The 23,272-nt window shown below is 55.8% G+C and carries 19 protein-coding genes and 1 tRNA gene; 4 read left to right on the top strand and 16 right to left on the bottom strand.

The window, feature by feature from the left end; genetic code table 11:
* Positions 1-253 precede the first annotated feature (253 nt).
* From C0U40_RS05850 to C0U40_RS05825, 6 genes are all read right to left on the bottom strand, one after another.
* Positions 254-1,126, bottom strand: a complete 873-nt coding sequence (locus tag C0U40_RS05850; RefSeq protein ID WP_145991891.1) for a hypothetical protein — start codon at positions 1,124-1,126, stop codon at positions 254-256.
* On the bottom strand, positions 1,127-1,543 hold the full coding sequence (locus C0U40_RS05845) for a tyrosine-type recombinase/integrase (RefSeq protein ID WP_286134800.1): 417 nt from the start codon (positions 1,541-1,543) through the stop codon (positions 1,127-1,129).
* A gap of 26 nt (positions 1,544-1,569) precedes the next feature.
* Entirely contained in the window at positions 1,570-1,947 is a 378-nt protein-coding gene (locus tag C0U40_RS05840) for a nuclear transport factor 2 family protein (protein WP_101654741.1), read from the bottom strand.
* Positions 1,941-2,912, bottom strand: coding sequence for an alpha/beta hydrolase (locus C0U40_RS05835; RefSeq protein ID WP_101654740.1), 972 nt, complete (start codon positions 2,910-2,912; stop codon positions 1,941-1,943). Before C0U40_RS05835 ends, C0U40_RS05840 begins: the two co-directional genes overlap by 7 nt.
* Positions 2,913-2,950: 38 nt before the next feature.
* Complete coding sequence (locus C0U40_RS05830; protein ID WP_101654739.1) at positions 2,951-4,945, bottom strand: TRAP transporter permease; 1,995 nt, start codon at positions 4,943-4,945, stop codon at positions 2,951-2,953.
* A 71-nt stretch (positions 4,946-5,016) separates the two neighbouring features.
* The gene (locus C0U40_RS05825) at positions 5,017-6,171 is read right to left on the bottom strand and encodes a TAXI family TRAP transporter solute-binding subunit (RefSeq protein ID WP_101654738.1); all 1,155 of its coding nucleotides are present in this window, start codon (positions 6,169-6,171) and stop codon (positions 5,017-5,019) included.
* A 112-nt stretch (positions 6,172-6,283) separates the two neighbouring features.
* Here C0U40_RS05825 and C0U40_RS05820 point away from each other — a divergent pair, with 112 nt between their 5' ends.
* Positions 6,284-7,174 (top strand): LysR family transcriptional regulator, encoded by an 891-nt coding sequence (locus C0U40_RS05820; RefSeq protein WP_101654737.1) that lies wholly within the window; start codon positions 6,284-6,286, stop codon positions 7,172-7,174.
* Here the strand turns inward: C0U40_RS05820 and C0U40_RS05815 are convergent.
* The 5 genes from C0U40_RS05815 to betI all read right to left on the bottom strand — a co-directional run bounded on the left by C0U40_RS05815 (position 7,171) and on the right by betI (position 12,596).
* Positions 7,171-8,361 (bottom strand): tyrosine-type recombinase/integrase, encoded by a 1,191-nt coding sequence (locus C0U40_RS05815; RefSeq protein ID WP_101654736.1) that lies wholly within the window; start codon positions 8,359-8,361, stop codon positions 7,171-7,173. The genes C0U40_RS05820 and C0U40_RS05815 overlap by 4 nt on opposite strands.
* Positions 8,362-8,512: 151 nt before the next feature.
* Positions 8,513-8,602 (bottom strand) — tRNA-Ser (locus C0U40_RS05810).
* 164 nt (positions 8,603-8,766) lie between these two features.
* A complete protein-coding gene (betA, locus tag C0U40_RS05805; protein ID WP_101654735.1) occupies positions 8,767-10,428 on the bottom strand; it encodes a choline dehydrogenase in 1,662 nt (553 codons plus the stop codon).
* A 63-nt stretch (positions 10,429-10,491) separates the two neighbouring features.
* Positions 10,492-12,000 carry a choline-sulfatase gene (betC, locus tag C0U40_RS05800; protein WP_101654734.1) on the bottom strand — a complete coding sequence of 503 codons (1,509 nt, stop codon included), beginning with the start codon at positions 11,998-12,000 and terminating at the stop codon, positions 10,492-10,494.
* On the bottom strand, positions 11,997-12,596 hold the full coding sequence (betI, locus tag C0U40_RS05795) for a transcriptional regulator BetI (RefSeq protein ID WP_101654733.1): 600 nt from the start codon (positions 12,594-12,596) through the stop codon (positions 11,997-11,999). Before betI ends, betC begins: the two co-directional genes overlap by 4 nt.
* A 203-nt stretch (positions 12,597-12,799) precedes the next feature.
* Between betI and C0U40_RS05790 the strand changes: the two genes are divergently transcribed.
* Positions 12,800-13,348, top strand: coding sequence for a peroxiredoxin (locus tag C0U40_RS05790; protein ID WP_101654732.1), 549 nt, complete (start codon positions 12,800-12,802; stop codon positions 13,346-13,348).
* A gap of 452 nt (positions 13,349-13,800) precedes the next feature.
* On the opposite strand, the gene C0U40_RS05785 is transcribed toward C0U40_RS05790, so the two are convergent.
* The 3 genes from C0U40_RS05785 to C0U40_RS05775 all read right to left on the bottom strand — a co-directional run bounded on the left by C0U40_RS05785 (position 13,801) and on the right by C0U40_RS05775 (position 17,935).
* Positions 13,801-15,234 (bottom strand): NAD(P)(+) transhydrogenase (Re/Si-specific) subunit beta, encoded by a 1,434-nt coding sequence (locus C0U40_RS05785; RefSeq protein WP_101654731.1) that lies wholly within the window; start codon positions 15,232-15,234, stop codon positions 13,801-13,803.
* A 15-nt stretch (positions 15,235-15,249) separates the two neighbouring features.
* On the bottom strand, positions 15,250-16,824 hold the full coding sequence (locus C0U40_RS05780) for a Re/Si-specific NAD(P)(+) transhydrogenase subunit alpha (protein WP_101654730.1): 1,575 nt from the start codon (positions 16,822-16,824) through the stop codon (positions 15,250-15,252).
* 370 nt (positions 16,825-17,194) lie between these two features.
* Positions 17,195-17,935, bottom strand: a complete 741-nt coding sequence (locus C0U40_RS05775; RefSeq protein ID WP_101654729.1) for a YebC/PmpR family DNA-binding transcriptional regulator — start codon at positions 17,933-17,935, stop codon at positions 17,195-17,197.
* Positions 17,936-18,097: 162 nt separating this feature from the next.
* Between C0U40_RS05775 and C0U40_RS05770 the strand changes: the two genes are divergently transcribed.
* A complete protein-coding gene (locus tag C0U40_RS05770; protein ID WP_101654728.1) occupies positions 18,098-18,694 on the top strand; it encodes a LysE family translocator in 597 nt (198 codons plus the stop codon).
* A gap of 85 nt (positions 18,695-18,779) precedes the next feature.
* Positions 18,780-20,558 carry an SLC13 family permease gene (locus C0U40_RS05765; protein ID WP_101654727.1) on the top strand — a complete coding sequence of 593 codons (1,779 nt, stop codon included), beginning with the start codon at positions 18,780-18,782 and terminating at the stop codon, positions 20,556-20,558.
* An 11-nt stretch (positions 20,559-20,569) separates the two neighbouring features.
* Here C0U40_RS05765 and C0U40_RS05760 read toward each other — a convergent pair whose 3' ends face one another.
* On the bottom strand, positions 20,570-22,348 hold the full coding sequence (locus tag C0U40_RS05760) for an SLC13 family permease (RefSeq protein ID WP_286134798.1): 1,779 nt from the start codon (positions 22,346-22,348) through the stop codon (positions 20,570-20,572).
* 91 nt (positions 22,349-22,439) lie between these two features.
* Complete coding sequence (locus C0U40_RS05755) at positions 22,440-23,255, bottom strand: TIGR00282 family metallophosphoesterase (RefSeq protein ID WP_101654726.1); 816 nt, start codon at positions 23,253-23,255, stop codon at positions 22,440-22,442.
* Positions 23,256-23,272: the final 17 nt, after the last annotated feature.

The following is a 23,272-nucleotide window of genomic DNA, read 5'->3' as shown; positions in this document are numbered from 1 at the left end:
TCGTAGCTTGCGTCACTGTCCGAATTTCGGGGGGTAGCTCATTGTGCAAGTTTATCCCGGTCGCCTATGAGGTTGAGTTCATCGTCGCCTAGGACGTAGATTCGGTCTGGGTTAAATAAGCCTGTCATGGGTTGTCCTTCAGTTACTTCGGTAACAACCCACTTGGATCAATTGTTTTGAATTAGAAATATGGGACAAATGGGACTAATCTAATCTGGATAAATCCCCCTTTTCTCCCTAGGACTAATCGCAATTAGTCCTCCTTTTGATGCTCCTCTTGCCAATTCCGCATAGCTTTATGGCTAGGTTTCTCTCCCGTTTCACGCTCTAGTTTGCGTGCAAGCTGCTCCCACGTTAACTTCCCCCTTTCAAATCCCATCGCTTCAAATGCAGACCTAGCAGCTTCCATTTTAGGACGCCCTACCCCCTTAGGCTTTCTTTCCACTTCCAACGCCGAATACACTTGCTTTCTTCCCAAAAGGTACTCCTGCCATTCATTTTGGTAAGTTTGTTCGTCCAAGCAAATAGACCAACCCGAATAGCTTTTCAGTATTGGCGCAACCTCAACTGCCATGCTGGTCTTTTTTGCCCAAGAAGGGATTGTATCTGCGACAATATAGGTATTCCGGATCACGTGATGGAATAATGTGTGATGATACAGCCCGAGCATTGGGTCGCGTTTTGCATAATCCTCCAATTCATTATACCTTGGATAAAAACGGGATAGCGCTTCATTGTCCCTCGCATCACCTTCCCACACTTTAAATCTTGATTGCTTCGTAAAACCAATCGGCTTTGTGTTTGGTGCCTCAAATTCCAGAGCGGCATCGCACAAAAGTGCGCTGTACATTCCAGTCGTGGAAAAAAGGCTAGGTTTACCGTCAGCCATTTTAATGAATAATTTCATGACCTCGCCTTCAGGCGATGCAACATGAATGCCTACTGCTGACAATGAGGCTAGGAAAATGTGCTCACAAATATCTAGCGGCGAGCCACGGCTGAATGCCGCTTGAAAGTTGGGCGCGTTGTACCCTTCAACGGCTCTGTCATATGTTTCCGTAAGCCTTATTGATAAAAACTCATGCCACAATTCTAACGCGGAACGATAGCCTACAGGACAGAACACTTAAGCCAGCCTCACGACTTTTCCCGTGCCGCCCGAAACAAAATTTGACCACCGCTCCATCAATGCCCGCCTTTTCTCCAACAAGTCCGACCGCGCATAGGCCCGTTCCACATCACTCCCGACCTTATGCGCCAGACTCATTTCTGCCACTTCGCGCGGTGCGTTGGCAACCTCGCTGGCCCAATCGCGGAAGGTGGAGCGGAAGCCGTGGACTGTGATACCCTCAATTTTCATGCGGCGTAACAGCATCAGCATGGCCATGTTGGACAGCGGCTTATGCCGTTTCAGGCCCTCAAACACTACTTTGCTCTCCAATGCCTTCAAAGGCTCCAGAATGGCCAGTATTTCATCTGTGAGCGGAACGCGGTGCTCCGTATGCGGTGAAATACTTGCAGTTCGAACGGCCCACAGTTGCACGTCAGGATGGGGCTTTAAAATTTGATTTAGCCCGGAGCTTTCCTGAAAACATTCTTATGGACGATCTGCCCGTTTTCAAAAACGAAGATATCAACGCCTTCTAGCGCGACCTTATCGCCGTTCGGATCAGTTGCGGTGTAGATCCAATTTGAAACAGCACGATTGTCACCCAGATTCTTGTGGAACAGGATTTCCCATTGGCTATCCGAAAATCTTTCGAACGTATCCGAGAATACTTTGCGAATGTTTTCCTTCCCCATAACGCGGGTGCCAGACGAGGTGGGACCAGACGCAGTGTCAAAAATTGCTTCTGGCGTGAAGTGATGCATCACCCCGTCGATATCGTGGTTGTTAAAAGCCTCGAATAGGCTGTGTAAGGCGCGCAAGTTCGGGTGGTTCAGCATTTTATTGTCGCTTTTGAATTGTTCGGGTTGGAATTTCCGTTTGACAGGCCGGACAGGTCATCCCTGTCTTGGCCTTGCCAGTCATCTTCTGCGTATAGTCCATCTAGAAATTGCAGGATTTCCCCAAACACGGTGCACGCAGGCGCTTTGGTCAAGCCATCCAGAGTTGCGGCATCAGCAGGATAGAAATGTCCGTAGTCAGGAACCACGCGCCAGATTGTCTGCCCGCCGCCACGCCGTAGAGTTTCGTGTTGTTTGGGTAAGGCTTTTCGGATGTAACCAAGATCGTTTTCTGCGCTGATCGCAAGCACCGGCAACAGAGCATTCCCCTCAAGGAGCCTGCGTTCAACCACGAAATCGGGAACATATGAAGAGAGGCTTATAACGCCCGCCGGATCAATCGCCTCTCCGAATGCGGCTGTTATCGCATTGCGTCCGCCTGCAGAAAACCCGCCCACTACGACCTTTCGCGGGTCAATGCCCAGCCGGCGTGACGCGCCGCAAACGTATCTGAAAGCGCTGGCCATATCATCAATCGCGGCTTCCTGAACGTCGCGCATCCGTTCAGGGGTTATAGGGTCCAGACCAAGAATATCCCGCACAACGCGTATCCGCTCCAGCGGGACATCCATATCTGCAAGGACTGGCGTCTGGCCGGGCCGGGGCTCTTCCTGTGCAAGTCGATAGTCTACGGAAAATGCTGCAAAGCCGTGGGTTGCCAGCATCCGGCAGTATTCCGCGATTGGCGTATTGCTTTTGCCGTCTTCTGTAACTGTATCATCCTGCCGCGACCCCCTGTGAAACGCCCCACCAAAGGCCAGGACCACAGCGGGAAGCCGGTCATATTCGCGCCCCGCTGGGCGGTACATATCCATTTGCAAGGGTCGCATTACATCTCCGCAAGCGGCGTGGGCGAATGTAATATCACGCTTGATAACGACAGTCTGTTCGGTTCTGGATGTCATAATCCACCCTTTCAATTGCGATTGGAATAAACGGGGGATCAAGCGACCGTTCGGGATGTTTTCAGCCCCGCCATGCGCATGACGAGCCACGCCAGAAGAATGCAAAGGGCAGACACACCCGCCAGACTACTATGGGATACGCCAATCAGACCGCCCCCCGGCAGCGCCAACAAAAAGCCGCCCAAAATCAGCAAAAGCCGCGCCACCCAATGTGTGAGCCGGTCATTTTCGAGACCGCCGACCCGATAGAAATATCCCTGCATCCCTTGGGCAATGAAGATCACGCCTATGACCGCAAAAAAGACTGACGCAAGCACCTCGGACCATGGGCCCTGTCCGATAAGGGCGGGATTCAATACAAAGAAAAACGGCACAATGTAGATCACTGAGCCCAGTCGCATGGCCTCCAGTGAAGTCTTCCATGCCGATCCCCCGGCCACGGAGGCCGCACAGAACGATCCAAGTGCAACCGGTGGCGTGATGAAAGAGATCATCGCCCAATAGATGATGAACATATGCACAGCGACCGGATTCAACCCCGTTTCAACCAGCGCCGGAGCCAGCGTTACCGCAAGGAAAATATAGGCCGCAGAGGATGTCATCCCTGTCCCAAGTATAAAGCAGGTGACCGCCCCGACCAGAAGCAGCGCAATCGGGCTGTCTCCGGCAAACCGGACCAGCTCATAGGCGAGCGTTCCGATCTTTCCGGTGAGTGACAAAGCACCGATAATCAAGCCCACGCCGGCGACCACAGCAGCGAGTTCCGCAAACAATCTGGCAGTCGCGCTTAGAAAGTCACCGAAACCCTTCAGGTTCATTCGGTTGTTTCTATCGAGCTGGTTGAGGAACAGCAGAAGAACTGTCGCATAAAACGGTGCTTGGGCTTCTTGCTGGAAATACAGCAGCATGACGATCAATAAAACCAGCACGAACACGAAATACCACCCCCGCTTGAGCACCTCTCCCACACGAGGCAGGTTTTGGGCCTTCAGCCCGCTCAGTCCGTTTCGCGCAGAATAGGCGTCAATTTGGACGAACAATGCCAGATAGTAGAGCGCCGAGGGTATCACCGCCGCTGCCACAACAGCCGAGTAGGGAATAGACAGCATGAAGGCCATCAGAAATGCGGCTGCGCCCATAATCGGTGGCATCAATGCCCCGCCAGTGGAGGCGCAAGCCTCTACGCCCGCAGCATAATTTGCGCGAAAGCCGACCTTCTTCATAGCCGGTATCGTCAACACTCCTGTGGTTAGAACATTGCTGACAACAGATCCGCTCAGAGAGCCCATCATCCCGCTTGCAATAACGGAAACCTTGGCGGGACCGCCCCTGTAATGACCAAGAAGTGCAAAGGCGAAATTGATGAAGAACTTGCCACCGCCTGTTGCTTGCAGGGCAACGCCGAACAGAAGATAGCCGATGATTAACTGGGCGAATACATCCGTTGGAAGCCCGATAAGTCCTTCTGTGCCAAAGACATGATAGGTGGCCGCGAAATCCCAAGGGTTGCGGGCTGTTTCTAGGAAACCGGGGGCCATCCAGCCGAACACCGGATACAGGGAGAATACAAAACAAACGACAAAAAGCATCGTGCCACCAGCCCTTCGGGTCGCCTCGAGCGCGATAAACCACGCGGCAAGCGCTGCAAGTTTTGCGGGAAACGGCGCAGCGTATTCCCACCCCTGATCCATGATCGTGCGGCTTCCCCATGCGAACCACGCGAACAGACAAAAGGTGACAAGCGCTAGGGCCATATCGACGATACCGACCCTGTTGTTAAACCGCTTGGACATTGGAAAAATGATAAAAACAAGGGGCAGCAGTACGGCCTGCAACGCATAGAAATACTGGCTCTCGAACGGTACGAAACCCGTCCAAGTGCCAATATTGAAGATGATGTACACCGAAAACAGCAGTGAAACAGATGCCGCGCTGATCAGCAGTCCGCGCCCCCAGGAAGAAAACGTCCGCCCCCGCACCTCTTCAACTTCGGCATCGTTTTGCGCGGATGTTTTGGAAGGGTCAAGTTGCATGGCATTATCCTCTGGGAGGTTGGAAATTCACGGCACGCAGCGGATGGCGCTGCGTGCTATTTCTGCGTGGATTAAAAGACGACCGGCATGTCTGCTTCGGTCAGCTTTTGCGCTCGGAACGTCATCCATGCGTCGGCGAAACCGTCTTCGTCCACGTCCTTGGCAAGAAACTCTTCCCAAGCAGATGCCAGAAGATCCTGCCGTTTCAGCAACATCTCGTTGTGGGAATCTTCTTCTGCGCCCCAAGCACCGGCCTCTTTGAAATAGCGGATAGAACCGGCATGATACGGCATCACCCACTTCAAAGCCTGACGATCCACCTGATAGCCGACCGACGCAGGCGCGGCGGTTTTGTATTTCTCATAGCTTTCAAAGACGGCTTTGGTAAACGCGTAGACTTCATCGGCCGTTTTGTCGCCGTACGTCACATAAATAGGATAAGGAAAGCCTGCGCCTTCAAAAGGCACTTTTCCGGTGACGTTGTTTTCAAGTTTTACACCCTGAGACACGATCCTTTTGTTAAAATAAGGCGCGATTTCGCGGAACCGGTCCCAAGCCGCTTCGTCGTCGTGGGGGAACGTTGGGTACTTCAACCCGTGGGGGGAGGCCGCGATCTGTTCTGGATAGGATCCGATTGTATTTCCGAAAACCGCATCCACACGGCCGGAAATAAGGCCTGAAATCATTTGTTTGTAGCCGGTGAACTCCACCCGTTCTACATCGTCCCACGTCAGTCCGGCAAAGGCCAGAAAACCGGTGGTATTGTATTCAACAGCCGGCGCTGCAACCACTGTGCCAACGCGCTTGCCCTTAAGGTCCGCCCATGTGTCGATTCCGGCGTCATCCGCCCAAAGCATGGTCAGCCCGTTGTCGCCTCCGGCATTGTTAAAGATGTTATAGACCCGCTGCGGCCCCCAATCGCGGGCTGCGAATACAGACGCCCCTTCCTGCGCAAAATAGGCAGCAATGGAACAGCCGCAATAATCGGCAATGCCGTCTCGTAGAGGGATCATCCGAGAGACATCGTTCTTCCCCGGTATAATTCTGATGCTGGTGCCAAAGTCTTCGCGCAGCGTGTTCCCGATCGCGAGGATCTGTGCATACCCCGCCGAAGATGTACCGTAGGCTGTTACGGTCATCTGACTTGGTAGTTCTAAATCCTGTGCGAACACGGAATGTCCGGACACGATCGCCGTCATTGCAAGTATTGGTGCATTTATCTTCATCTCTAACCTTCCTTCCTGTTGTCTTCTCTTGTCTGCAACATGAAAGAAAACGGTCTGACAGGAAAATTCAATTTTCCCATGCGTTTATAATTTTTTTGAATAGTATGTGGTAATGAACTGGAATCTTAAACTTATACAGACCTTCGTTTTAGTTGCGAAAGAAAGCAGCTTTAGCAAAGCAGCAAAGGCTATCGGTCGAACTCAGCCGGCAATAAGTAATCAAATTAGAGACTTGGAAGAACAGATCGGTTTCAGCCTGTTCGACAGATCATCCCGCGTCGTAAAGCTTACAGCCGAAGGCGAAGCGCTGCTCGAAGGAGCAGAGCGTGCGATCGGTGAACTTTCTATAGGGTTCATGAATGCAAAAAGAGTGGCGGACAAGCGTCAGGAGAATTTGCGCATTGCATGTCTGCCTACCCTGTCCGCCGGATATCTGCCCGATATCCTCGAATTTACAAGCGACAGACTGCCCCAAGTGAATATTTTGGTCAGGGAGTTGAACAACGAAGACCTTCTCGAAGCAGTCAGATCCCATGAAGTTGACTTCGGGATAGGGGTCAGGGTTCCGGCAGATGACTGTCATGTAAAAATGCTGGGGACTGACAAAATGGTCGCAATCGTATCTGAAAAAAATCCGTATTTCGGAGCGGCAGAGGTCAGCATGGAAGATATTTTAGATTTTCCGATACTCGTTCTGCCGCAAGCAACACCTACTATTTTGGCTTTTGAAAGCGTAAGCGTAAGAGCGAACAAGAAAGTCGAGGTCGTTCACCGGTTTGCCCAGCCTGAGACCTTAATGGCGATGGCATTGAAAAACGTTGGAGTGGCTATACTCCCCTTGTCTTACGTTGCCCGAAAACAAGACCCCCAACATATTCTCCACCTTACATCACCCGGATTGGAACGCCAACTAGCATTGATCTGGTGCAAGTCGCGGGTCGCTTCGACCGCAGCACTACAGGTGGCCGAGATTTGCACCTCTGCAATTTCGATTAGTCATTAATTGGTTTTTTCAGGACTTTTTTCTGAAACAAACCCACTCCAGCGCTCCATCAATTCTCGCCGCCGTTCTAATAAATCCGACCGCGCATAAGCCCGTTCCACATCACTCCCGACCTTATGCGCCAGACTCATTTCTGCCACTTCGCGCGGTGCGTTCGCAACCTCGCTGGCCCAATCGCGAAAGGTGGAGCGGAAACCGTGGACTGTAACGCCCTCTACCCCCATGCGGCGTAACAGCATCAGCATAGCCATGTTGGATAGCGGTTGGTGCCGTTTCTGGCCCTCAAACACCAATTTGCTTTTCAGCGCTGTCAAAGGCTCCAGAATGGCCAGCATTTCATCTGTGAGTGGGACGCGGTGTTCCGTGTCGGTTTTCATGCGAGAAGCTGGCACAGTCCACAGTCGCGCGTCAAAATCAATTTCTGCCCACTCCATCCCCAAAACTTCGCCCGTGCGGGATCCGGTCAGGCAGGTGAACATCAGCGCCTTCGCTGCCATTGCATCGCGGGTTTTCAAATCAGCGTAGAAGGCTGGCACGTCCTGCCAGCGCATCGCCGCGTGGTGCTTGGGTTTCTTTGTGACTTTGGGCAGGGCTTTGGCGTCATGGATTTCGGTTATTGGGTTTTCCCCCGACCGGAAGCCCTTGGACTTTGCCACGTCCAGAACCGTCTTTATGCGCTGGGCCAGCCGTTTGGCGGTTTCGTGTTTAACAGTCCAAATCGGGGAAAGGCACATCAAGGCTTCGGGCTGGCCTATAGCGTCCACAGGCATCCGCCCGATTTTGGGAAAGGCATAGTCGCGCAGGGTGTTCAGCCATTGCTGCCCGTGCTTGGCGTTCTTCCAAGTGGGCAAGCGTTCGATATGCACCAGCCGCGCCATTCCCTCAAAAGTCGGAATTTCGCGTTGGGCATTAAAGCGCGGGTTCAATCCCTGCTTTGCCATCCGGCGATATTCCAAGGCGCGTTCTCTGGCTTGGTGCAAGGTGACAATATCCGCGCCACCCAAACCAAAGTCTGTGCGCAGCGGTGCGCCCTTGCGGTTCTTCTGCCCTTTGACCGTGACCCGAACAATCCAACGCCGCGCCCCTGACGGGTCCACAACCAGATAAAGCCCGTTGCCATCCCCATGACGCCCGGTGCCAAGATTCTCCACCAGCTTCTTCGTCAGCTTGCCGTTCAGATAGGCCATGCGAAAAATACCACACTCTATACCACACAAGGAAAGAATACGGGCGCAATTGGAAAGAAGTCAACAAAACCGTGAAATGCGGATATAGCCAACGAAATAAGGGATAAACGCCATTTCTGGATATTGAGCAAAAGTCAGAAAAAGGGGTGGGTGGCGGACAGACAGGGATTCGAACCCTGGAGACGGTTCCCCGCCTACACACTTTCCAGGCGTGCGCCTTCGACCACTCGGCCACCTGTCCGTAAGGCGGGGTATTACCGATCTCGGCAGGGGCATGCAAGCCCTAAGGCGCGAAAAAATTCGGTAAATCCGGATTGTTCTGCAACTTGGGAATTTCGCCCTGTTTCAGACCGTATCAGAGGCGCTGCTGCCAGCGCCCCTTCCCCTGTCAGCGCCCCCGCCCCGTCAGCGTTGGCTGTTCTGCCAGTCCGGGTGAATCCACGGTTGCTGATTGGAAGCCGGCAGCGGGGTGCGGCCCAGGATGTGATCGCTGGCTTTTTCACCAACCATGATGGAGGGCGCGTTCAGATTGCCGTTCGGGATGCTCGGGAAGATGGAACTGTCGGCCACGCGCAGGCCGTCCACGCCGATCACACGGCATTCGGGATCGACAACAGCCATCGGATCGTCCGCCGCCCCCATCTTGCAGGTGCCACAGGGATGATAGGCGCTTTCTACGTGCTCCCTGATAAACCCGTTGAGTTCGTCATCCGACTGCACTGCCGCACCGGGCTGGATTTCGCCGCCGTTGAAAGGCTTGAAAGCGTCCTGAGCGAAAATCTCGCGGGTCAGGCGGATGCAGGTGCGGAAATCTTCCCAGTCCTGATCCTTGCTCATGTAATTGAACAGGATTTTCGGCGGTGTCGCGGGATCGGCACTGCCGAGCGTCACCGCCCCGCGGGAGGTAGAGCGCATCGGCCCCACATGGGCCTGAAAGCCGTGGCCTTCTGCGGCGGCTTTGCCGTCATACCGCACAGCCATCGGCAGAAAGTGATACTGGATGTCGGGATATTCGATCCCTGCGCGGGACCGGATAAAGGCAGCAGATTCAAACTGGTTGGACGCCCCCGGCCCCTTGCCGGTCAGCAACCATTTCGCCCCGACATAGCCCTTGCCGATCAGGTTCCAGTATTTGAACAGGGTGACAGGTTGCAGGCTTTTGACCTGAATATATAGTTCCAGGTGGTCCATCAGGTTCTGGCCCACACCGGCGCGGTCGGCCACAACGTCAATACCGTGTTCCCGCAGATGCGCCGCCGGCCCGATCCCCGAGCGCATCAGGAGCGCGGGCGAATTAAAGGCCGAGGCGGCAATGATAACTTCGCGGTTGGCCCGCAGGGTCGTGACCTTGCCGCCCTGAGTAATTTCCACCCCGACCGCGCGGCCCTGTTCTATCACCACGCGGTTGGCGTGCCCGTTGACCAGTTCGACGTTCGGGCGCTTTAGGGCCGGTTTCAGATAGGCATTGGCCGCGGACCAGCGTTGCCCCTTGTGGACCGTCTGGTCCATCGGGCCAAAGCCCTCTTGCTGGATGCCGTTGTAATCCTCTGTCACCGGATAACCGGCCTGCCGCCCCGCCTCGACAAAAGCGCGGTTCAGGGGGTTTTCGCGACTGCCCCGCTGGACATGCAACGGTCCGTTTGTGCCGCGCACTTCAGGGTCGCCACCGTGGCCGGAGGGGTCCCAGTTTTCCTGACGCTTGAAATAGGGCATCACATCCGCGCCGGACCAGCCTTGCGCGCCCTGCTCGGCCCATGTGTCATAGTCCCGTGCGTGCCCCCGCACATAGACCATCCCGTTGATAGAGGACGACCCCCCGATCACCTTGCCCCGAGGGGCCGCCAGCCTGCGGCCGCCAAGGTGGGGCTCGGGTTCGGACTGGTAGCCCCAGTCGTAACGGGACATGTTCATCGGATAACTGAGCGCTCCGGGCATCTGGATAAACGGTCCCCAGTCGGTGCCACCATATTCCACCACCAATACCTTGTGTTTGCCGTCTTCGGACAGACGATAGGCCATAGCGCAGCCGGCAGAACCGGCACCGATGATAATGTAATCTGCGTTCATAGCTTTCGCCTTTTGTTTGGACAGTGCCACAGGCAGTTGCGGACCTGCGCTGCGGTACTGGTGTTATTCGCCCCGCGGGTAGCGGGCGATGTCTTCGACCGTGTTCAGGTCCATATGGTTGCGCATGTACCGTTCGGAGGCTTTTTGCAGCGGCTGGTAATCCCACGGGTAATAGTCCCCGTTGCGCAGCGCCTCGTAGACGACCCAGCGACGGGCCTGACTTTCGCGGACCTGTGCGTCAAAGGCCGCCAGATCCCAGCGGGCTTCGGATTTGGCCCGCAGCGAATTGAGCGTACCCTGATGTGCGGCATCCCCCGCCAGATTGGTCAGCTCGTGGGGATCGTTTTCCAGATCGAACAACTGTTCGGGGTCAGGGGCGCAGCGGTTGTATTTCCATTTGCCATAACGCAGGGAGACAAGCGGCGCATAGGACGCCTCTGCGGCGTATTCCATCGCGACAGGGGCGGTGCGTTCGCCGCCCTGCCCCAGATACACAAGGCTCTCGCCTTCGGTCCAGGGTGCGACCTCTTCCATCGACACACCGGCGAGCGCTGCCAGTGTCGGGGCCACGTCGATATTGCTGACCGGATCGCGCACAAGCCCCGGCTCCATCTGCGGTGCGCTGATCATCAGGGGCACGCGGGAGGCGCCTTCAAAAAAGCTCATCTTGAACCACAGGCCCCGCTCCCCCAGCATATCGCCGTGGTCGGATACGAACAGGATAATCGCCTCCTGCCTAGTGCCTTCCAGTGCCTCCATCACCTCTCCGATCTTGTCATCAAGGTAGGAGATGTTGGCGAAATAGGCGCGGCGGGAGCGTTTGATGTCTTCCTCTTTGATGTCGAAACTGCGCCAGTCGTTGGCGTCAAAAATCCGTTTGGAATGGTTGTCGTGATCTTCGTAATCCATCGCCGGAACTGTGGGCAGCAGATGTTCGCAATCCTCATACAGATCCCAGTATTTCTTGCGGGCAACGTAGGGATCATGGGGATGGGTAAAGCTGACGGTCAGGCACCACGGGCGATCGTCCTTGCCCCTTGCCAGATCGTAGACCTTGCGGGTCGCGTTATAGGCGACCTCATCGTCATATTCCATCTGGTTGGAAATTTCGGCCACACCCGCCCCTGTGACCGACCCCATGTTGTGATACCACCAGTCGATCCGTTCCCCGGGTTTGCGGTAATCGGGGGTCCAGCCGAAATCCGCAGGATAAATATCTGTGGTCAGACGCTCCTCGAACCCGTGCATCTGGTCCGGCCCGACGAAATGCATCTTGCCCGACAGACAGGTCTGATAGCCTGCGCGGCGCAGGTGGTGGGCATAGGTTGGAATGTCAGAGGCAAACTCTGCCGCATTATCATAAACACGGGTTCGGCTTGGCAGTTGGCCGGACATAAAAGACGCCCGCCCCGGTGCGCAGAGCGGCGATGCAGTGTAAGCGTTTTTAAACCGTGTGGAGCGTGCCGCCAGTTTTTTGAGGTTCGGCGCGTGTAGCCAGTCCGCTGGTCCGTCGGGAAACAATGTCCCGTTCAACTGGTCGACCATAAAGATCAAAATGTTCGGTTTGGTCATGAAAGCCCCGTATTTGCACTGTGTTTGAGTTGCTGACGCAGGTATTCGTCAACCATCGCCATCACCTCGACGCGGGCCGGAGCCTTTTCCTGCAAGGCGTGGCGGATGTAAAAACCGTCAATCATCGCCGCCAGCCCTTGTGCGACATGGTTGGCCCGCGAACTGTCCATAAGCTGCGACAGGTTATAAACCAGATTGGAATGCAACCGCCTCCCGTACACTTCCAACAGCCTTTTGGCTTCGGGTACCGTACGGGCATAAACGTAAAAATTGAGCCATGCCGAAACCACTTCCTCGGCAAAATTCAGGGGATGGAAGCTGACCGCGATAATCGCGTCCAGCCGTTCTTTCGGACCTTCGACAAGCTGCAGTTCAGAGCGGATATGATCCCCGTAGGAGCGCAGGATATGGCGCATGGCAGCCACGAAAATCTGCTCTTTGCTTCCAAAATAATGGTGCGCAAGACCGCTCGACATGCCAGCCCGTTTGGCAATCTGACTAACCGTCACACTGAGTGAACCCGCCTGCCCGATCTCGGCAATCGTCGCATCAATCAACGCCTGACGGCGGACCGGTTCCATTCCAACTTTGGGCATAAAAGACTCAGTTTTGTTACCGTCTCAAATTGAAGGTTTTATATTGACTGGTCAATCAATAAAAATCTGTAAGAGATTGAAACTACGTCCGTCGGGAGCGCAAAAAGACGCACCCCCAACAAAGGTGTTCTGGGCAATTGGCTCTTGTCGGCAGCCACGGTAAAAGCCGTTTCGCACTGATTCACTAGAAGAAAGCAAGACCCATGAAATTAGGTTCGAAACTCCCCGAAGTCACTTTTCACATCCGCGTCCGCGATGAATCCATCGGCGGTGAAAACCCCTTCCGCTGGCAGGATCAGACCACTTCAGATCTGTTTGCGGGCAAGAACTGCCTTCTGATAGGCCTCCCCGGTGCGTTCACGCCCACATGCTCCACCCGCCAGCTTCCGTCCTATGACGAACTGGCTACAGAATTTGCAGAACTGGGCATCGACACCATCTATTGCGTGTCCGTAAACGACGCCTTTGTGATGTACCAATGGGGCAAAGCGCTGGGCTTGAAAAACATCGGCATGATCCCAGACGGTTCCGGCCACTTCACACGTCAGATCGGCATGCTCGTGAACAAGGACAATCTGGGCTTTGGGCACCGCTCCTGGCGCTATGCTGCTGTGGTTCGCGACGGTGTCGTTGACGGTTGGTTTGAAGAGGACGGACGTTGCGATAACGCGGCTGACGATCCTTACGACGTCTCCAAGCCTGAAACTGTACTGGAATGGCTGCGCGGGCAAACTGCTGAAAAAGCAGCCTGATCCGGCCTGAAATGCTTCACATCCGCCCGGGAACGGGCGGGTGCCTGCAGGGAACTGTCCCGCTTGCACCACACTGCCGGTGCTCTTTTTTCCCCGAAAAACACGCCAACCGCAGCTTAAATGTCACGCAAAGTGGCAGGCGCGCCCCTATGTGCTGCGCAAAGCAGCCTCATTCCTGACACATTTCTCCCTCATTTCTGAACGCCCGAATGGAATTGAAAACAACCTGATTTAACCAAGGGCTGAGACATGAATTTTCTGATTGGAATGGCGATCGGCGGTATGGTCGCATGGCTTGTCATAGCGGTGCTGGAAACCACATGGGACGACATCTTCCCCGAGCAGTAGCACACCTGCCCCAAACACCCCTACCCCATATAAAAACGCCTGCAGATCGAAATCCGCAGGCGTTCTGATTTGCGCGGGGCGGGCTTTCACCCGCCACCGGCCAGTTAGGAAATATTCGCCAGAAGCTGGTTCACACTGTCCTTGGCATCGCCGTACAGCATCCGTGTGTTCTCTTTAAAGAACAGCGGATTTTCGATGCCGGAATAGCCGGTCCCCTGCCCGCGTTTGGACACGATGACATTTTTGGCTTTCCAGACCTCCAGAACCGGCATCCCCGCGATAGGAGAGTTCGGATCTTCCTGCGCCGCAGGGTTCACGATGTCATTGGAGCCGATGATCATAACCACATCCGTTTCGGGGAAATCGTCATTGATCTCGTCCATCTCCAGCACAATATCGTAAGGCACCTTCGCCTCGGCCAACAGCACGTTCATGTGGCCGGGCAGACGCCCCGCAACAGGGTGGATACCGAACCGCACGTTCTTGCCTTTGGCCCGCAGACGGTTGGTCAGTTCGGACACGGCCTGCTGGGCTTGCGCCACTGCCATACCGTAGCCCGGCACGATGATCACAGAGTCCGCGTCATCCAGTTGCGCCGCCACAGTTGCCGCATCGGTTGCGATTTGTTCGCCCTCGACAGCCATTTGTTCTCCGGCAGGGCCGCCAAAGCCCCCAAGGATTACGCTGATGAAAGACCGGTTCATCGCCTTACACATGATGTAAGACAAGATCGCACCAGAGGAACCGACCAGCGCACCGACCACGATCAGAAGATCGTTGCCAAGGCTGAAACCGATCGCCGCCGCTGCCCAGCCGGAATAGCTGTTCAGCATGGAGACAACCACCGGCATATCCGCGCCGCCGATCCCCATGATCAGGTGATAGCCGATAAACAGTGCGGCCAGCGTCATGATGCCCAAAGGCAGGAAGCCACCTGTGTTGAAGTACCAGACCAGACAGATCAGAGACAGCAGCGCCGCCCCTGCGTTCAGCATATGACCGCCCGGCAGTTTCGTCGCTGCACTGCCCACACGACCCGCCAGTTTGCCATAGGCAATAACAGAACCTGTGAACGTCACCGCACCGATAAAGATGCCAAGAAACACTTCAACCCGAAGGATCGAAATCTCAAGCGCATCCTTTTTGGCCAGCAAGGCTGCAAAGCCTTCAAGGCTTTTCTTGGCGGTGTCATCCATCGCCAGCACGTTGCCAAGCTCGATATGGGCATTAAAGCCAACGAACACCGCTGCAAGGCCCACAAGAGAGTGCATCGCGGCAACCAGTTCGGGCATTTGCGTCATTTGCACGCGATTGGCCAGCTGCCAGCCAATCACACCGCCACCGGCGATCAACACCAGCGACAGCAGCCACAGCCCCGAACCGGGACCGACAAGCGTCGCAAAAACGGCTAGCGCCATCCCTGCAATACCATACCAGACAGCGCGTTTCGCGCTTTCCTGACCGGACAATCCGCCCAGTGACAGGATGAAGAGAACAGCCGCAACAACGTAAGCGGCGGTGGTAAATCCGAATTCCATAGTACCTTCCTCCGATTACGATTTCTGGAACATGGCGAGCATCCGCCGTGTCACCATGAAGCCGCCAAAGATGTTAATACCGGCCATAAAGACCGAGAGTGCCGCCAGCAGGATCACAAGGAAACTCCCCGATCCGATCTGCATCAACGCCCCCAGAATAATGATCGACGAGATCGCGTTCGTGACAGCCATCAACGGGGTATGCAGGCTGTGCGCGACCCCCCAGATGACCTGAAAGCCGACAAAGACGGCCAGAACAAACACGATAAAGTGCTGCATAAAGCTGGCAGGTGCCACCAGACCAACCCCGAGGATCAAGGCCCCGCCAATGGCAAGCAGTGTGACCTGATTGCGGGTCTCTGTGCGGAAAGCGGCAGCTTCTGCAGCCTTTTTCTCTTCTGCTGTCAGTTCCTTGACTTCGGCTTTGGGCTTTTGTGCCGCAATCGCCTTCACCTTGGGTGGCGGCGGCGGGAAAGTGATCTCTCCTTCAAAGGTCGCGGTTGCCCCGCGGATCACATCATCTTCCATGTTGTGATTGACCACACCGTCTTTCTCCGGTGTGAGGTCGGTCATCATATGGCGAATGTTGGTCGCATATAGGGTCGAGGATTGTGCCGCCATGCGCGACGGGAAATCGGTGTACCCCACGATTGTAACACCGTTTTCCGACACGATTTTCTCATCCGGAACTGTCAGGTCACAGTTGCCGCCCCGCTCTGCCGCGAGGTCAACCACAACGGAACCCGCCTTTTGCATGGCCACCATATCGGCAGTCCACAGTTTGGGCGCATCACGGCCCGGAATGAGCGCGGTGGTGATGACAATATCCATCTCCGGTGCCAGTTCGCGGAATTTTGCAAGCTGTGCCTCGCGGAACTCGGGGCTGGAAGGGGCAGCATAGCCACCGGTTTCAGCGCCATCCTTGGCATCTTCCTCGAATTCAAGGTACACAAACTCGGCACCCATGGATTCAATCTGCTCTGCCACTTCGGGGCGCACGTCAAAGGCGTATACCTGTGCGCCCAGCGATGTTGCCGCACCAATTGCAGCCAGACCGGCTACACCGGCGCCCACAACCAGAACTTTGGCAGGAGGTACCTTACCCGCAGCCGTCACCTGCCCGGTAAAGAAGCGTCCAAAGTTGTTGCCGGCTTCCATAACTGCGCGGTAACCCGCGATATTGGCCATAGAAGACAGGGCATCCATCTTTTGCGCCCGCGAGATACGGGGAACCATATCCATCGCAATAACATGGGCGCCTTTTTTATTTGCCGCGTCCATCAGTTCGGCGTTCTGGCCCGGATAGAAGAAGGAAATCAGCGTCTGGCCCTTGCGCAGACGTTTTATCTCGATCTCTTCAGGAGGCCGAACCTTGGCGATAATATCAGCCGATTTATACAGGGCTGCAGCGGTTTTCACCACTTCCACACCGGCTTCTTTGTAATCCTCGTCAGAGAAACGTGCTTTTTCGCCCGCCCCCGTCTCGATGACACATTCATAGCCAAGCTTTTGCAACTGGCGTGCAGAGTCCGGCGTCATTGCCACTCTGGCTTCGTTTTCGAAAATCTCTTTGGGAGTTCCGATGCGCATGACAAACCTCCTTTGTTCAAGCGTTGCGACCGGGCCTCCGCCCCGAACGGGCAAAACCGGCGCACATTTATACATCACCAAATTTGGATAACAGGATTCGGACCCGAGTACATGCGGCAATCTGCCCGAAAATCCTATAAATCGCCTTATTTTCTGCTCAAATAACAGGCGAATGCCGGATAAAGCAAAAAGGGAGAGGGCTGACGCAACGTCGCTGATTTTACGTTATCGTTAAAATTAATGGAAAGAAAACGCGGACAACCGGAAATATTGTTAGCCATCGAATCGCAGGCTCTGGATGGTTCCCCACAAAAAAGGGCCGCGGAGTGTCCCACGGCCCTGCTTCAATGTTCCGAAAATACTCGAAGCCTTACAGCTGCTCCATAATCTCGTCGGAGATTTCGAAGTTTGCTGTTACAGTCTGAACGTCATCATCGTCTTCCAGCGCGGAAATCAGACGCATCAGTTTTTCTGCGCCTTCCAGATCCAGTTCTGTCGTGGTGGTCGGCTTCCAGATTAGTTTGGAGGATTCAGATTCCCCGAGCTTTTCTTCAAGCGCGTTGCTGACTTCGTTGAGATCCGTGAACTCGCAGTAGATCTCGTGTCCGTCCTCTGTGCTTTCCACATCTTCGGCACCGGCTTCGATAGCAGCTTCAAATACTGTGTCCGCATCCCCGACCGAAGCAGGATAGGCCACCAGCCCCTTGCGCTCGAACATAAAGGAAACGGCACCTGTTTCGGCCAGATTGCCGCCGGATTTCGTGAATGTGGACCGCACGGTGGAGGCTGTCCGGTTCTTGTTATCGGTCATGGCTTCGACAATTACGGCGACACCAGCAGGGCCATAGCCCTCATAGCGGATTTCCTCGTAATTCTCGCCGTCTTGCGCCGACGCTTTGTTAATGGCCCGCTCAATCACGTCCTTAGGCACGGATTTGGCTTTGGCCTCTTTCACGGCCAGCCGCAGGCGCGGGTTTTTCTCGGGATCGGGATCGCCCATCTTGGCCGCAACAGTGATCTCTTTTGCCAGCTTTGAAAACAGCTTGGAGCGCACAGCGTCCTGACGTCCCTTGCGGTGCTGGATGTTTGCCCATTTGGAATGGCCTGCCATGTTTCCTCCGGCGTGTAATGTTCCTTTGGGCTGTCTATAAATGCTTGCCCGCAAGGGGGCAAGCGCCTCGAAAGCCGCATGTTCCCTGTATAGGAGCGCTACAACCGGCGTTACTGCGAAAGCCTGTTTCCCTTCCCGCGCATTCGGGCAATAAAGCGCCATATGGACTATACGCTTCTCCCCGCTCTGGCCGGTTTTGCCTTTGTTTCCTCGATCACCCCCGGGCCCAACAACCTGATGTTGATGGCTTCGGGGGCGAATTTCGGGTTCACCCGTTCCATTCCCCATATGTTGGGGATCGGCATCGGGTTTACCGTTATGATCCTTTTGGTCGGGCTGGGGCTGATCGGGCTGTTTGACCTGTTTCCGCTGTCCTATACGCTTCTGAAAATCTTCAGTATTGTTTACCTGACGTGGCTGGCGTGGAAAATCGCCAATGCTGCGCCGCCAAGTGCAGGAGAGTCCGGCGGCATTCCGATGACATTCCTGCAGGCTGCACTGTTCCAGTGGGTCAATCCCAAGGCGTGGTCCATGGCGCTGACCGCAATTACGGCTTATGCGCCGGAACGTACTGTGGGCTCTATAGTGATGGTTGGTCTGGTTTTTGGCATCATAAACCTGCCCTGTGTCAGCACATGGACCGTCATGGGCCAGCAGATCCGCCGCATCCTGAACCGGCCCCGCTGGTTGCGGGCGTTTAATATATTTATGGCTTTGCTGCTGGTTCTCTCTGCGCTGCCGGTGCTTTTGCTGAAGTGACAGGTTTGCGCTCCGCGCGGGGATATTTGTGGAAAATGGAACGATAGAGGATGACCGGCGGGCGATCGGGGACTAAGTCTTGGGTATGACCACTGATCAAATCCTGCTTTTCGTCATCTTCATCTGTGTTTTCGGGCTGCTGCTTTGGGGCCGCTACCGTTATGATCTTGTCGCTTTCGGCGCCCTTCTGGTGGGGGTGCTGATCGGGGTGGTTCCCGCCAGCGAAGCATTTTCCGGCTTTGGCCATCCGGCGACGCTGGTGGTGGCACTGGTGCTGATCGTCTCAGCAGGGCTGGTCAATTCCGGCGCGGTGGGGTTGATCACGCGCGCGCTGGTGGACAGCTCCCGCGGGCTCGGCGCGCATATAGCGATCATGGGCAGCGTGGGGGCGGTTCTGTCCGCATTCATGAACAATGTTGCAGCCCTTGCCCTTTTGATGCCGGTCGATCTGCAAACCGCGAAAAAAGCCAAGAGAGCGGCGGGTCTGTCCCTGATGCCTCTCTCCTTCGCAACCATTCTCGGGGGCATGGTGACAATGATCGGCACGCCGCCCAACATTATCATCGCCACCATCCGCGAGGATTCGCTGGGAGAGGCCTTTCGGATGTTCGACTTTGCGCCTGTCGGTCTGGTGGCCGCGATCAGCGGGCTGCTTTTCGTTTCGACCATCGGTTGGCGCTTGATCCCGCAGGTGGAGGTAGACTCTCCTGTGGAAAAACTGCTCGACAATGCCAACTACATTGCAGAACTGACCGTGCCAGCCGACAGTGATCTGATTGGGAAAACCCCGTTTGATCTGTCCGAAGAAGCCGAAAAAGCAGACATCGCCATCATCGGTGTGATCCGCGAAGGACGGCGGCTTTACGGCAACGCGCGCTACCGCAAACTGCTGGCAGGCGACGCGCTGGTGTTAGAGGCGCGGCCCGAAGCGCTGGACGAATTCCGCAGTGCGGCGAAGTTGGATTTTGATCAGGAACGCCGTCAGGAGAAGGTCAAAGCCGCCGGTGAGGGACTGGCGCTGAGCGAAGTTGTTGTCACCGAACACAGCCGGATCGCGGGGAAGTCGTCGTTGGCGATCGGTTTGAACTGGCGGCAGAACACCATTTTGATGGGGATTTCGCGCAACGGTAAACCGATCCGCAGTCAGGTGCGCCGCACCATCATCCAGCCCGGTGATATCCTGTTGTTGCTGACCCCGAAAGAAACCCACAATCATGTAGTGGACTGGCTGGGCTGCCTGCCACTGGTGGAACGGGGTCTGCAGGTGACGCAGGATGAAAAGACCTGGCTCGCCATCGGGATATTCGCGGCCGCAGTTGTGGCAGCCTCCTTCGGGCTGGTCTACCTGCCCGTTGCGCTTGGCGTGGTGGTCGCCCTGTTCACCCTGACACGGATCGTGCCGATCAGCGAGGTTTACACCCATATCGAATGGCCCGTTGTGGTGCTGCTCGGCTCCATGATTCCGCTGGGGGTTGCGCTGGAAACCTCGGGCGGCACGGAACTGATTGCCAATTCCCTGATCGGGCTGACCGAAGGCATGCCCGCCTGGGTCATTCTGACCGTCCTGATGGTTGTAACCATGACCCTGTCGGATGTGCTGAACAACACGGCAACGACGATCGTGGCCGCCCCTGTGGGGATCAAAATGGCCGAAAGTCTCGGGGTCAGCCCCGACCCGTTTCTGATGGCCGTTGCGGTGGCGGCCTCTTGTGCCTTCCTCACACCGATCGGACATAAGAACAACACCCTGATCCTCGGCCCCGGCGGCTATCGCTTCGGGGATTACTGGCGCACGGGCCTGCCGCTGGAAATCCTGATCGTTGCGGTCAGCATTCCTGCAATCCTGGTGTTCTGGCCGCTTTGACGGGTTCGCCCCTACAGTTCCCAGAACAGCGGAATGAGCGCACTGGCGAGCAGACCGACCGTAATATTCAGCGGCACACCGATTTTAAGGAAGTCGGTAAAGGAATAGCCCCCCGGCCCGTAGACCAGTGTATTCGTCTGATAGCCGATCGGCGTGGCAAAGGATGCGCTCGCCGCGACCATGACAGCAATCACCAGCGGACGCGGATCAATCCCGAGCACTGTAGCCAGTGCAATTGCAATCGGCGTCACCACTACGGCCACCGCATTGTTGCTGACCAGTTCGGTCAGGACCGAGGTGAGCAGGTATATGGCCCAGATTACAAAGAATGGGGGAAGACCGTGCAGCATCGGGGCAACCCCGTTTGCCAGCAGCGCCACTGCGCCGGATTCCTGCAAGGCTGACCCGATCCCGAGCATGGCAAAGATCAGCGCCAGCAAACGGCCGTCAATCGAGCCGAAGGCCTCGTCCGCATCAATGCAGCGCAGCATCAGAACAACAGCAACCGCGACAACGGACAGCGCAAAGATCGGGGCAACACCAAGGGCAGAGAGGATCACCACACCGGCAAGCATGAGGATCACGATGGGCGCATAAGCACGGCGGAAAGGCCGCGCTTCGGGCATCGCCAGATCCACCAGCTCCATCTCCTGTGCCAGACGCTGGATGTCATTCGGGGCGCCTTCCAGCAGGATGGTATCGCCAACTTCCACTACAATATTCCCCACCTCGCGGCCAAGGTTCTGGTTCCGCCGGTGCACCGCCATCGGGTAAACCCCGAAGCGGCGCCGCAGGTTCAAAGAGGACAACCGCCGCCCGATCATCCGGCATCCCGGTGTAATCAGCGCCTCTACGGTGGTGGTTTCGCGGTGGGAAACCTTGTCAGCAAGGATCACTTCCTTGTTTTCCTTCAGGCCGAGAAGTTCGGTTATACGCGTGCGCAGCACAACGCGGTCCCCAGCCTCCAGAGTCACGTCGGGAAACTGGAAGCGCAGGGTATTGTCATTGCGCAGCACGTCGATCACGCGCCCCCCGTCCCGTTTGAAGGCATCCACCTGTAGCGGGTTCTCCCCGATGAGTGCGCTCTCCTCGGGAACAACCACTTCCGTGATGAACTTCATGTTGGTCTTGTCCCGCAACATCTCGGCCATCGTTTCACGTTCGGGCAGCAGGCGGGGGGCCATGATGCACAGATAAATCGCACCATAGATCGCAAGGATGACCGCCATCGGAGTAACTTCGAACAGGGAAAACGGCGCAAGCCCGTTGGCCCGTGCCACGCCGTCAACCAACAGGTTGGTCGAAGTACCGATCAGTGTCAGCATCCCGCCAAAAATTGCCATGTAGCTTAGCGGAATGAGAAGTTTGGAAGCTTTCACCTTCATCATTCGCGCCATCTGCAAAGCGACGGGTATCAGCACAACCACCACGGGGGTGTTGTTCATGAACGCACTGGCAAGCACCGTGAAGACGCCAAGTCCGGCCAATACGGTTTTAGGCCGGGTGGCCCCCACCGTTGTGACCCAATTTGACAGGCTGTAAAGCGCACCCGTCCGCACCAACGCACCGGACAGAATAAACATCGCCGCAATAGTCCAGGGGGCCGGGTTTGAGAAAACCTCTATGGCTGTCGCGTAGGGAAGTGCCCCGGTAAGCAACAGGAAAGCAACACCACCAATGGCAACCACTTCAGTGGGATAGGTTTCCCGCACGAAGAGGATGAACATGACCACGACAACCCCCAACGAAAGCCATGCGTGCCAGGCCTGCGGGATGAATTCTTCTAGCATATGTTAAGCCTTTAAACTGCTGCAAAGCAGTGTGACCGAAGGGGGCAATCCGCTCAAGCCTGTTCTTTGGGCAACGGACAAATGCCGCCGATCAGACAGGCACGGACTGGGACAGGGTTCCGCCTACGCGAATCTGGCATACTTTGGTGGCAGCACCGGTACGATCATCCGTTTCGACATAGACGCCGGACAGGGTCGCTTCGTCATTGGCAGGGGTGAAGCGCTCCTTGACCATTCCCGTCACAAACCGGCGCAGGGGTTCGGTTTTCTCCATCCCGATCACCGAATGATAATCGCCACACATACCCGCATCGGATTGAAAGGCAGTGCCTTTGGGCAGGATCATCGTATCGGAGGTTGGCACATGTGTATGTGTCCCCACCACCAGAGAGGCCCGACCGTCGAGCCAGTGACCCATGCCCATCTTTTCCGAGGTGGCTTCGGCGTGGAAATCCACAATCACCGCATCGGCCATCCCGCCCCGCGGCGCAGTCTTCAGCGCCTGATCCAGTGCGGAAAACGGGTCGGCAAAGGGTTTCTTCATGAACACCTGACCAAGCGCCTGCGCCACGAAAACCTTTCGCCCGTTCTGCGCCGTAAACAGCCTTGCGCCTTTACCAGGTGCCTGTGTTGCATAGTTCAGGGGGCGGATGATGCGGGGTTCCTGTTCGATGAAGGACAGCATTTCCTTCTGGTCGAAAGCATGATCCCCAAGGGTCAGGCAATCTGCCCCTGCATCCAGAAGCGCACGGGCATGGGCGGCGTTCAGCCCTGCCCCGCTGGTTGCATTCTCGCCGTTTACCACAACGAAATCCAGTTTCCAGTCGGACCGCAGACCCGCCAGCCGTTCCAATACGGCCCGGCGTCCCGCACGGCCCATAACATCGCCTAAAAAGAGTAGTTTCATAAGGCTATGCGATACTG

Origin of the sequence: Neptunicoccus cionae (assembly GCF_002860325.1) — a bacterium.
In the GTDB taxonomy this organism is placed as follows: Bacteria; Pseudomonadota; Alphaproteobacteria; order Rhodobacterales; family Rhodobacteraceae; genus Amylibacter; species Amylibacter lutimaris.
The sequence above is the reverse complement of the archived record's forward strand: the minus strand, read 5'-3'. Positions and strand labels throughout refer to the sequence as shown.